The 10,996-nt window shown below is 61.3% G+C and carries 12 protein-coding genes, 1 tRNA gene and 1 riboswitch; of the genes, 6 read left to right on the top strand and 7 right to left on the bottom strand.

Translation table 11 applies throughout. The annotated features are described in order from the left end of the window. Positions 1-36: 36 nt before the first annotated feature. Together mgtE and AC5E6N_RS09115 are read left to right on the top strand one after the other, a co-directional pair. Entirely contained in the window at positions 37-1,224 is a 1,188-nt protein-coding gene (gene mgtE / locus AC5E6N_RS09120; protein ID WP_491747526.1) for a magnesium transporter, read from the top strand. Between the two features lie 71 nt (positions 1,225-1,295). Further along, positions 1,296-1,928, top strand: coding sequence for a FecR family protein (locus AC5E6N_RS09115; protein WP_491747525.1), 633 nt, complete (start codon positions 1,296-1,298; stop codon positions 1,926-1,928). 12 nt (positions 1,929-1,940) lie between these two features. Here AC5E6N_RS09115 and AC5E6N_RS09110 read toward each other — a convergent pair whose 3' ends face one another. The 7 genes from AC5E6N_RS09110 to AC5E6N_RS09080 all read right to left on the bottom strand — a co-directional run bounded on the left by AC5E6N_RS09110 (position 1,941) and on the right by AC5E6N_RS09080 (position 9,366). Then, a complete protein-coding gene (locus tag AC5E6N_RS09110) occupies positions 1,941-3,821 on the bottom strand; it encodes a CHASE2 domain-containing protein (protein WP_491747524.1) in 1,881 nt (626 codons plus the stop codon). Positions 3,822-3,896: 75 nt separating this feature from the next. Beyond that, positions 3,897-6,449, bottom strand: coding sequence for an adenylate/guanylate cyclase domain-containing protein (locus AC5E6N_RS09105; RefSeq protein WP_491747523.1), 2,553 nt, complete (start codon positions 6,447-6,449; stop codon positions 3,897-3,899). Between the two features lie 302 nt (positions 6,450-6,751). Continuing rightward, positions 6,752-7,435: an energy-coupling factor ABC transporter permease gene (locus tag AC5E6N_RS09100; protein ID WP_491747522.1), complete on the bottom strand. Its 684-nt coding sequence runs from the start codon at positions 7,433-7,435 to the stop codon at positions 6,752-6,754. Between the two features lie 52 nt (positions 7,436-7,487). After that, a riboswitch (cobalamin riboswitch) is annotated at positions 7,488-7,698 on the bottom strand. A 210-nt stretch (positions 7,699-7,908) separates the two neighbouring features. Next, positions 7,909-8,634: a flavodoxin family protein gene (locus AC5E6N_RS09095; RefSeq protein ID WP_491689114.1), complete on the bottom strand. Its 726-nt coding sequence runs from the start codon at positions 8,632-8,634 to the stop codon at positions 7,909-7,911. Positions 8,635-8,799: 165 nt separating this feature from the next. Continuing rightward, positions 8,800-8,934, bottom strand: coding sequence for a hypothetical protein (locus AC5E6N_RS09090; RefSeq protein WP_491747521.1), 135 nt, complete (start codon positions 8,932-8,934; stop codon positions 8,800-8,802). Further along, a complete protein-coding gene (locus AC5E6N_RS09085) occupies positions 8,931-9,299 on the bottom strand; it encodes a hypothetical protein (protein ID WP_491747520.1) in 369 nt (122 codons plus the stop codon). Before AC5E6N_RS09085 ends, AC5E6N_RS09090 begins: the two co-directional genes overlap by 4 nt. A gap of 5 nt (positions 9,300-9,304) precedes the next feature. Continuing rightward, positions 9,305-9,366 (bottom strand) — tRNA-Gly (locus AC5E6N_RS09080). A gap of 127 nt (positions 9,367-9,493) precedes the next feature. Here AC5E6N_RS09080 and AC5E6N_RS09075 point away from each other — a divergent pair. The 4 genes from AC5E6N_RS09075 to AC5E6N_RS09060 form a co-directional block, all read left to right on the top strand. Continuing rightward, positions 9,494-9,814, top strand: a complete 321-nt coding sequence (locus tag AC5E6N_RS09075; protein WP_491747519.1) for a c-type cytochrome — start codon at positions 9,494-9,496, stop codon at positions 9,812-9,814. A gap of 108 nt (positions 9,815-9,922) precedes the next feature. Next, the gene (locus AC5E6N_RS09070; RefSeq protein ID WP_491689112.1) at positions 9,923-10,135 is read left to right on the top strand and encodes a hypothetical protein; all 213 of its coding nucleotides are present in this window, start codon (positions 9,923-9,925) and stop codon (positions 10,133-10,135) included. Positions 10,136-10,271: 136 nt separating this feature from the next. Further along, positions 10,272-10,685, top strand: coding sequence for a hypothetical protein (locus AC5E6N_RS09065; protein ID WP_491689111.1), 414 nt, complete (start codon positions 10,272-10,274; stop codon positions 10,683-10,685). Positions 10,686-10,694: 9 nt separating this feature from the next. Continuing rightward, the coding region (locus AC5E6N_RS09060) for an ImmA/IrrE family metallo-endopeptidase (RefSeq protein WP_491747518.1) at positions 10,695-10,996 on the top strand (302 nt) is incomplete at its 3' end.

The following is a 10,996-nucleotide window of genomic DNA, read 5'->3' as shown; positions in this document are numbered from 1 at the left end:
CGTCCCGAAAAATCATCTCAACCGGCTGGAAAACGCATGGATACGCACATCAAACTGGAAAAAAAGGCGCTGGCGGCGCTCTCGGACGACGAACTTATCCATCGCCTCGAAACGCTTCAGCCCGATGAGGCGGCGCGACTGCTCAGAAAGCTGCCGCCCGTGCGCCGCGGTCCGATCCGTGCGAAGATCGCAACCGACCGGCGAACCGAGATCGGCCGTCTGGCCGATTACTCCGAGGAGGTTGCCGGCGGCCTCATGAACTCGCGTTATGCCGATGTGGAGCCCGAGACGCGCTGCAGCGACGCGGTGCGGCAACTGGTCGCCGAGGACGAGGCGGAAACGATTTACGTCGCCTTCGTGGTCGACGGCGCACACCATCTGATCGGGCGCGTGGGCCTGAGGGAACTGCTTGCGGCCCCGAAAGAGGCTGTCGTGAGGGACATTATGCTGACAACGGTTGATGCGGTCGATGTCGGCATGCCGGCGGAGGACGCCGCCCGCCGCGTCGCCCAAAGCGGGCGCTCGGTCCTGCCGGTTGTCGACGCGGGAAACCGCCTGATCGGCATCATATCCCATGCCGACGCATCGGCGCGTCTCGAGGAAGAGGCGTCGGAGGATATGGCGCGCTTTGCCGCCGTCGCCGGAGAGGCGCAGGGCGACTATCTGAATGTGCCCGTATGGCGGGATTTTCTGCGCCGCGCCCCGTGGATACTTGGCCTGGCGATTGCCGGGCTGCTCGCCGGCTACGTGGTTCATGTCTATGAGAACGCGCTCGATGCGCTGGTGATCCTGGCGCTCTATATGCCCATGGTCGCCGATACGGGCGGCAATGTCGGCACCCAGACCTCGGGTCTTCTGATACGCTCTATCGCGATGGGCCGCGTGACCGCGGCAAGCGGGCTTCGCGTGCTCTCACGCGAGATCCGGGTCGCCCTTATGCTGGCGGCAATGCTGTTCGCCTTTGCCTGGCTGAAGGTGATGTTCATTTCCAACAGTGCCGATGTGCCCATCGGGCTGACGCTCGACATGATCGCATTTGCCATTGGCACGGCAATAGCCGTCCAGGTGATCGTATCGGCGGTGATCGGCGCGTTTCTGCCGCTGTTTGCGCTGACAATCAGGCAGGACCCGGCGGTCATGGCCGGCCCGGCCCTCACCACGATCGTCGATACGACGGGGCTGCTGATGTATTTCGCGATAACCACGTCCATGCTCGGACTCTAGACGTGAGACCTTAAATAGGCGCACAGTGATGCATATCTCTCTAGCGTCACGGAACCCTGATCGGAGATCATATGCGTAACCATTTTATCGGACGTCCCACCCGCCGGCGCGTCCTGGCCGGGCTTTCCGTCGCGGCATCGGCGTCGTTGCTGCCTTCGGGCCTGCTTGCGGCGGACGCGATCGGTGAAGTCACCGCCCTTACCGGAGACGCCACGGCGGAGCGCGGTGCGGCGCCCGTCGCCTTGCGCATCGGCGCCGATGTCATGGTCCGGGATCTGATCAGAACCGGCAACCGCAGCTTCCTTGCCATGCGCCTCGGCGACGAAACCGATATGCGTCTGGGAGAGGATGCCGAGCTGCTCATCGACGAATATCTTCTCGACATTCGCGGCACCTTCGATCTTTCCAATGGCGCGATGGTCTTCGACCGCCCGGAAACCGAGCCGAAGACGGCAACGACCATCCGCACTGTGTTCGGTCAGCTCGGCGTGCGCGGAACGCGGTTTTTTGCCGGACCGAGCAACGGTGTCTTCGGCGTCTTCGTCGAGCGCGGCGCTGTGAGCGTCACGGCGGCGGGGACCACACAGGACCTGTCGTCGGGGGAAGGGGTCGACATTGCGGCTCCGGGCGCGCCTGCATCCGGGGTTGCGCGCTGGTCGGACGAGCGGATCGCCGAGGCTTTTGCCAGCGTTGAGCCGGGTTAAACGCGACTTCCCCTAAACGTCGATGCTCTTTGGTCGTATCCCGTAGGCGTGGACCGTGCCGATACCGCGCAATTCGATCTCGCCCATATCTTCGAAATCACCCTTGAGGTTTTTGCGAACGCCGGGGCCGAGCAGGATCGATGTGCCGAAGCGCTTGTTGGCGTCCTGCAGCCGGGCCGCCGTGTTCACCGACGAGCCGAAGGCAGTGTAGTCGACACGGTCCGCAACGCCGACATCGCCAAGCACCACATCGCCGGTCTCTATGCCGATGCGGGTTCGGCCGAAGCCTGCCTCACTGGCGAAACCCTCGGCGCGGAACGCCTCCGAAAAGGCCAGTATGTCGCGCGCGCAGGACAAGGCCGCTTCTTCGTGGTTTTCCAGGTCGACGGGCGCATTGAACAGGGCATGGATCCCGTCGCCGATGGTTTTGTCGATCATGCCGCCATAGCCGATGATGATGCCCGTCAGGCCCTCGAAATAGCGGTCGAGAAGCTGGATCATGTCCTGCGGGCTGACCCGTTCCGTGGTCGAGGTGAAGCCTTCCACATCGGTAAACATCGACGTGGCGATGCGCTGCTCGCCCTTCAGTTTCAACAGATCCGGTTCGGCGACGAGCTTCTTGACGACCGCGCCCGGAAGCCGTTGCTCGAAACGCTGACGGATGACGGATTCAGCCCGACGGACCGCCGAGAACTGGGCCGTGCTGCTGACGATCGCGCCGGCGATCATCGCAAGGGCCGGAACCACCGGCTCAAGCATCAGATAAGCGCCGTGATAAAGAAAACCGTAAAGGGCCAGCCACCCGGCCACGGCCGCGAGTGTCAAACCGGCGGCGGCCAGCGGACGCATCATCGCGCCGAGAAACGCAAGCCCGATACCGATCGATATGGCGGCGACAAGGGAGGCGAGGCCGCCCCATGCCGGCGTTACGGGGCTGGTTCCGAGAAGAAGGTTGGTGGCAAGATCGGCCTGTATCTGCACCGACGGCCTGACCGGATTGCCCGGCACGGGCCGAAGGCCGCCAAGTTCTGCGGCACTTGAGCCGACGAAGACGATCTTGCCCGAAAGAAGATCGGGCGGATGTGTGCCGCCCAATATGTCGGACGCCTTTACCGTTCGGGCGTCCTCCTGATTTGCCGATGCATGCAGCAGACGGATGTCGCCTGCATCGTCGAGACGCGCGGTGACATCGCCGACGCGCACCATGGGCGGCTCGCCGAACAGGAAGACCGCGCCGGCGCGTTGCGCGAGCCGCAGCGCATCGACGCCAAGCGAGGGAAACGGCTGGTTGCCGACGGCGATCACCGCCGGCGCCGTGCGGATGCGCGCATCGAAATCGCCGGCGAGCGAGGCGGTTGCAAGGCCCGCCGCCGCCTCGACTAGGCGATTGCAGGAGGTTTCCGCGCCCGCGGCGGCCCAGGCTTCAGGCAACCGCACATCCGGGCTGACGGCGACGGGGCTCTTCTGCGGCGGTTCACCGGACGGCTCGCTCGATAACAGGAACCCCATGGTCACCGGCCGCTCCGCAAGGGCTGCCTGGAGGCGCGTGACATCCGGGTCGAACTGCGAGCAGGGCGGCTCCAGCACCAGATCGACGGCGATCACCGCCGGTTCGAGCGCGTTGATGGCTTCGAACAGGTCCGCAAGCCGGCGCCGCGACAAACGCCGCCCCTCGCAATCTCTCAGGCTGGCGCTGTCGATATCGACCACCACGATCCGGTCCGTCACCGGCGCCGGCCAAAGCGCGGCGACAGCGTCAACGGCCGGCTGGTTGACGCGCTCCTGCAGCGTTGCAGGCGCAATCCACAGCAACAGTGAGACAAGAAGCGCCGCCAACCCTCCAAGCAGGCCGGATCGCACCTCGCGCCTGCCGATTTTGACCGGCCCGCTCAATTCCTGATCATGCTCCCGTGGTTTGCCGTTTCCAGGCCGACGGAACCCGGCAAGGACCGCAATTTATACGCATCTTCATGTTTTCGCGGGGTTATCGCTCTCTTTGAGCCTGTTGACAATCTTTTCGAGGACTTCGGTTGCCTGTTTGCGCTCAAGATCCGTCATGGCCTCCAGATCCACATCGATCGCCAGATTGCCGCGCCGCTCGCTGATATAGTCGGTCTTTTCCGCGTCGTCGAAAAGCTCCAGATAGGATTTGACCGGATAGGCGAAACCCTTGATTTCCAGCGTTTCATATTCGCGGCACGGAACGTCCTGGTGAACCAGATTGCGCGTCTCCGCCGACATCAGGATGGAGCCCGGCTTGGCGGCGGTCTCGAGCCGCGAGGCAAGATTGACCGGACTGCCGATGATTGTGTAATCCATGCGGTCTTCGCTGCCGAAATTCCCGACCGTGCAATAGCCCGTCGAGATTCCCATACGGCATTTGAGCTGTTCGGACAGGCCATAGCCGGCCCATTTGGGCGCCAGTTCCTCCAGTCGCTTCTGCATGGCGATCGCCATGCGCACGCAGGCCACAGCGTCCTCGCGCAAACCGCGTGAGACCGGATCGCCGAAAAAGGCGATGACGGCATCGCCGACATATTTGTCGATGGTCGCGCCGTGGTCGAGCGCGATCTCCGACATTTCCGTCAGATAGTCGTTGAGCAGGTTCGAAAGGTCTTCGGCCTCCATACGGTCGGCCTTTTCGGTAAAGCCTTCCAGATCGGAGAAGAAGACGGTGAGCTTCTTGCGCTCGCTGGCGACGGTCGCCGCCTGCTTGCCGGAAAAAATCGACTGATAGATCTGCGGCGACAGATATTTCGACAACTGGCCGGAAAGCTCCTCGAGCGCCTTGGACTTGGCTGCCAGCTCGTTTTCACGCTCTTTCAGCTCGGTAATGTCGGAATAGATGGCGACAATGCCTCCTTCAGCCGTCTGGCGCTCGCTCACCATGATCCACATGCCGTTTGAACGTTTCATCAGGTGCGGCGGGCCGGGATCGCGGTGCATGGCAAGGCGCTCGGCCAGCCATTCCTCCTCCCGGCCCTGCGCCTCTTCAATAAGCCCGTTCTGCACCGACATGCGCACAATCTGCTCGAACGACATCCCCGGCCGGACCTGATCGGCGATTTCGGGATGCACCAGTTCACCGTATTTGTCGTTGCAGACCGCAAGCTGGTCTTCGCTGTTATAGAGCGAGAAGCCCTCGGATATGCTCTCGATGGCATCGTGGAGACGCCGTCTTGCGGTCTCGATCTCGCGCAGGTTCGATTCCTGAACCTCGATGGTGATGTCGCGGAACACCTCGAGCGCCCGCGCCATGCTGCCGATCTCGTCGCGCCTGTGGCGGCCCGGAATGGCGACATCCGTGTCGCCCGCCGCCAGCCTGGACATGGTGCTGGTGGTTTCCTCGATGGGACGCACCAGACGCGGCCCGACGAAAAGCACGAGCATCAGGATCGCAAATCCGATGCTGACGATCGAGATGACGATGATCGCCCTGTGTCCGTCGCCGATAATGCCCTGCGCTGTGGCAGCGGTTTCCGCACTTTCGTTTTCGGCCGCCTTCACGAGTTCCGCCACGGCCGACGATATCGCCGCCGATTGCAGGCGTATTTCGCCAAGCGCGGCCTGCGCCGCCTCGGCCTGAAGCAATTGGGACCGCTTGAGATCGAAGATATTGTCCGGTCCCCGGCCGGATTCGATGACGACGGAGATATTCTGCCGCAACATCGACCGGTCGATGGTCGCGGGAATGAGCGGAAGCGTCCGCTCCAGACGTTCCGACACCGCATTGAAGCGTTCGGCCATGGGTGTCAGAAGCGCCGGATCCGACGCGCCGGCCGCCTCCCGGAGAATACCGACCGCCAGGTTGCCGTCCGCCTGCAGCGTCAGCAGGTGCAAAAGCGACATCACGCCCGTGTCGATAATCGCCGACAGGTTCTGCCTGTTGTCCTGCGTTTCGCCGGCGCCGCTTTGCTCGCTTTCGATCACCATCTCGAAAACGGCGTCGTCAACCAGCGGTTCAAGCGCGTCGAGCAGGGCGGCATGCGTCTTGTCGAGAACGGCGCTGCGCTGGCCGATGGATGCCGCCCGGTTGAGCTGATCCTCCACGGCGCGGTCGGCGATCTCGATCTGCCGGCCAATGCTGTCCGTGGCTTCGGACAAGCGTCCGGTGGCGGAAAACGCCACGTGGAACTGTCTCCACCGGCCCACCAGATCGCGCAGTTGAGTGCCGTCATCGTCAAGCCTCTCGCGCCGCTGCATGCGTTCGCTTTGGGTCCGGCTTGCCGTGATCGTCGGCGCATAGGCCGTCATGTCCGCGCTCACATCCGCAATCTGTGTCGCCAGAGTGATTTCCGGAATGCTGTGCCGTGTAATTTCGACGACGGACTGCTCGATCTGCTCGAAGATCAGCCACGCGACGGCGCTTACCAGTGCAGTCATGGCCGTCATGGCAATGAATGCCAGGGACAGTTGCAGCTTTATTCCAAAGAGAGTGCGCGTCGTCTCCACGGTCTCATCCGCCCGCCCCGGCGCCTCCGGTTGCGGCGACGCGTTCCTCTTGCCGGCCGCGTCGTTCATAGCCCGGCATCCAGGGCGCTGAAGGTGCCGTCCTGATAAAGCACGGCAATCCGGCTCATATCTTCCGAGGCCGTCAGATAGCCCACAAGGGCTTCCGCGTCCTCGTCATAGGAGAGTGCCGCAATCAGGATGCGAATTTGGCCGCGCAGCTCATTCCTCCGGTCAATGGGGCGGTCGGTCGCGCAGGCAACACACCGCCGGTTGAGTCGCCGGTATGCATTAAGCCCCTATGCGCGATTATTGGCAAGGCGCTGGCCTGGAGGTATCCGGGAAAGGCTCCCGGGTACCGGCATTTCATCAGTTCAGGCCGGGGCGCCGTAAAGGCGCCGGTTGAAGAGTCGGCTGTCCTTCAGCCCGTCGACATTCCTGGCAATCGCCAGGATGCCGAGGTCGAGCACCGGTTCAAGGATGATCACGCTCATATAGGCAATGCCGAACGTGCCGACCTGCGCGAGGTTTTCCGCGCCGAAGCCGCTGCCGTAGAAGGCCCAGAAGGCGACCCAGGCGACGATCCCGCCCTGATAGGCGGTCGAAAGCGCCAGTGCCTGTTTGTAGGAGACGTCCTTGTAGGCCGTGCGCTCGGGAATGATCTTCCTGGCCAGCAGGCTGACGGCGAAAAGCGGCAGCACCAGCGTCGTTATGTTCATGCCGTATTGCGGCAGGTCGAACGGCGCGAAGAAAACACCCTGCGCCAGGAGGCCGAGAGCAAGGCCGATCGCCGCCGGTCCGGCGCCGAAGATCAGGTAGAGCGTTGCTCCGAGGATGAAGTGAACCTCCGACACCCCGACCGGAAAATGCGGGAAGATCTCGAAGAAGCTGAAGACCAGAACGGTGGTTGCGACGCTGCGCATGGCAAGCGCCGCAGCGCCGCCATTGGTCTTCACGTCGTCATAGGTCATTTTCAGGGCCAGCGCGCCGGCCCCGGCGGCGGTTGCGTAGCTCAGGGCAAGTTTGGCGCCGTCGACGACGCCCGGTTCGATATGCATGATGTTTCCTTTCCTGCACCCGTCGCGCATTGGCGGCGCGGCAGGGCCGCACCTGTTCAGGGTTTCTCGGGCAGGTCTCCTGACTCGCGCTTCATCGCCTGAACTCCCGCCTTCCCGGGTTTCCCCAGTGGCATCGTGGAAGCGGCTCGCGCTCACAGTTGCGAGGGCAGTCACGGATCAGGCCCGCATTTGGTCGTCCCTACCGTGTTCCCTTTTAATCCGGCGGGCTTTGCCCGCCCGGAACCCGAACACGAAATGTTACAACCACAATCGCTGCCGGACAATGCCGTTTGCGACCTCTGCCGGGGATATTTACGGCGCGCCCGAAGCCTGCCCGTCAGTCGAAACAGATGATAAAACCGCTTGGCCTGGTTCACCCAGCAACTGGGCTTGTGGCCGCTGAGCTGGTCCGGCAACTTCGACGGTTACGGGCAGTAGCGCGCAGCAGCCTGCTCCCGCGGGCCCTTTTATCGTCAGCGGTAGTCGGGGTTGGGGAAGTCGAAGCGGCAGCCGGCCTCCCATTGCGAGCGCTGGTTTCCATGGGCCGGAACGCCGCCGGCATCCTTGAGCATGCGCGCCAGGTGCATCAGGTTCCAGGTCATGAAGGTCGTATTGCGCTGGGTGAATTCATTGTCGTAGCCGATGCCGTCATCGCCGTAGGACGGGCCGGGTCCCGCTTCGCCGATCCAGCCGGCGTCGGCCTGCGGCGGGATCGTGTAGCCGAGATGCTGCAGCGCATAGAGCACCGTCATGGCGCAGTGCTTCACCCCGTCCTCATTGCCGGTTACGAGGCAGCCGCCGACCCGGCCGTAATAGGCATACTGGCCGTGCTGGTTGAGATTGCCGGAAAAGCCGTAGAGCCGTTCGATCACCAGCCGGCAGACCGACGATTCCTCGCCCAGCCAGATCGGCGTGCCGACGACGAGGATGTCGGCATCCATCACCTTGTCCTGGATCTGCGGCCAGTCGTCCCGGTCCCACCCGTGTTCGGTCATGTCGGGATAGACGCCGAAGGCGATCTGGTAGTCGGTGGCGCGCACGAGCTCCGTCGCGATCCCGTTTTCCGACATGATGGCCATCGACCGCCTCATCAGGTCCTCCGTGTGGGAGGCCTCGGCGGATTTCTTCAGTGTGGTGTTGAGATAGACGGCTTTGAGATCGCTGTAGTCGTGCGGCGGCTTTGTGCTGGAGGTGTTCACGGCGGTTCCTTTCAAGGATCAGATTGGGAAAGACATATCGGACATGTCGCAATAGATGCCCGTTCGGCCTCAAAGGTTACAGTTGATTTTGCCGGGTGTGCAACAATCCTGAAGCGCAGACGTGCGCCGCGCCAGGGAACCGCCGGCTACAACCGCCCGAGCCGCCTATAGCGCGCGCTCTTCAACCATCATCGGATCCTCGCGCATCCTCTTGTAGCCTTGCTCCAGTTCCGCCGAGCCGTTTTCCTGCACCTCTTCCCATTTTGCGGCGAAGCGCCCGTCCTTGATCCTGGCGATCACCTCGCGCAGGCGCTCCCTGTCCGCCGCCTCCTCTTGAAATAGATGTTGTAGCCGCTGGCGAAGACCAGCGTGTCGCCGGCCGAGAGCGCGGGCTCGATATGCTCGGCCATGACCTGCGGCATGATTTCGTCGGGAACGAGCGGGACGGCGCCTTTCACCAAAGCGCGTGGGACAGAGACCAGGGACAGGTCCTTCGAAGTGCCGACGCCGACCCGGGAAACAAGGACGCGGAACTGTCCTGCACGTCCCTGATCGTCGATGGCGTCAAGCCGAACCAGGTTCTGCCAAGGAATACACGATCGGTAGCCTGACTTGGTCTTGCCAGAGGCCGGCGGTCCGTCATCTCGAAAACGGGAATTTCTCATGTCGCTGCGGGAGATTTGAAATCTCGACCTCTCCCTTGGCAGGGGAGTGCTCTCACGCCTGAGCCACGGTCAATTCGGGTTCGGCAAACCGTCACCTGAATTCCAGAAATCCGCTTTAGATAACGGCTTTCCGGCACTTGGATCGCATCATGGTTTCATGGCATTTTGAACCGGAAACGAGGGAATCGATTGACATGATCAGATACAGTCTTTTTGCGGCCGCCGCTCTGTTGGCCACGGTCGAATTGTCCATTGCACAGGTCGCGGTCGATGTGCAGCGCGGCCGTCTCATCGCAACCACCTACTGCGCCGAGTGCCATTCCATCGAGAAGATCGGCCCCAGCCCGCTCTCCATCGCCCCGCCCTTCCGCGAACTGCACGAGAACTATCCCGTCGAGGCGCTGGAGGAAGCACTGGTCGAAGGCATCGTCACCGGCCACCCCAGCATGCCGCAGTTCAGCTTCGACCCGGATCAGGCCAGCAACCTGATCGCGTTTTTGAAGTCGTTGGAGTGACGCTGCCCACAAGGCAAACGGACCATATCCCGCACTGGAAAGCGGAGGCGGAAACTTGGCAAATGGGGATTTTGTAAACTGTCACCGTAATCCGAGCATGAGCGCCACATGGAGCAGGTCCGCGCGGTTCACCGTCGCTCGGCGTACGAGCGGGTGCTTGCCAAGATCAGAAATATTGAGCTGCTGAAGGCGGAGGGTGAGGCTGGCTTGATATCACCGTTGCGCGACTGGCAGTTCGAGGAACTCGCTGGGCTCTACGACCTGCGTGACGCGATACGGAAAGAGATGGTGGAGGCGGGGCAGATTGAATGTGTTGGTTGAATCACACTCTGTGGCGAATTACAGTTTGCAATAATTTTCTGGTGAATCCTCGAAATTTTCCCTATATAGTTAAGAGAACATTTACGGAACACGCGTAGTCTAACTAGACAACACTAGCAAGAATGGGGCCCAGAAATTGAAGGTGGTTGCCTACATTGCCGTCTTCATCGGTGGGCTGATCACCTGTTATTTGCTGATATCGCTGGGTGTTGTGGACAAAATCGACGGGTTGCCAGGTGCACAAGAGGCTCCCGCGATTAGCCTGCCAACTTATCTGAGCTTTGTAAGCGTCCTGTTGACTGCAATCACGGTTGTATTGACCGCTATTGCTATCGGAATCGGAGTCGTCGCAGCGTTCACTTTCCGAGACCTCAAAGATGAGGCAAGAAAGATGGCTCAGACAACAGTCGAGGAAGAAGCAGACAAAGCTCTCTCAGAGGATGTGATCAAGGCGAGAATCAACGAGGTTGCATTCGCACATTTGAAGCCAGAAAAAACTCTCGAAGAATTAGAAGAAGGCTTCGACCCAACCGATACGGGCGATAGATAGGAAGCGGTCATGACCAAAAAAGAACTCAACAAAATCGAACCAAACCATCGAGTAATCGTAGACAGATATCTTTCGGAATATCCTGTAAAGCTTGGGCAACTGGCCAGAGAGCTCGGAGTCGCAATCAAGGTCTCAAGCATGCGAACCGGAGTGTCGGGTCAGATAACAAACGAAGACGACCAGTATATTATTCGGGTTAACAGGAATGAAGCTCGTGAGCGACAGCGCTTCACTATTGCGCATGAACTTGCACATTTTCTGTTGCACCGGGATGTGATCGACAAATCACCCAATGGAATCACCGACAATGT

It is taken from the genome of Hoeflea sp. (assembly GCF_984452065.1).
This window is presented reverse-complemented; position numbering and strand designations above follow the sequence as displayed.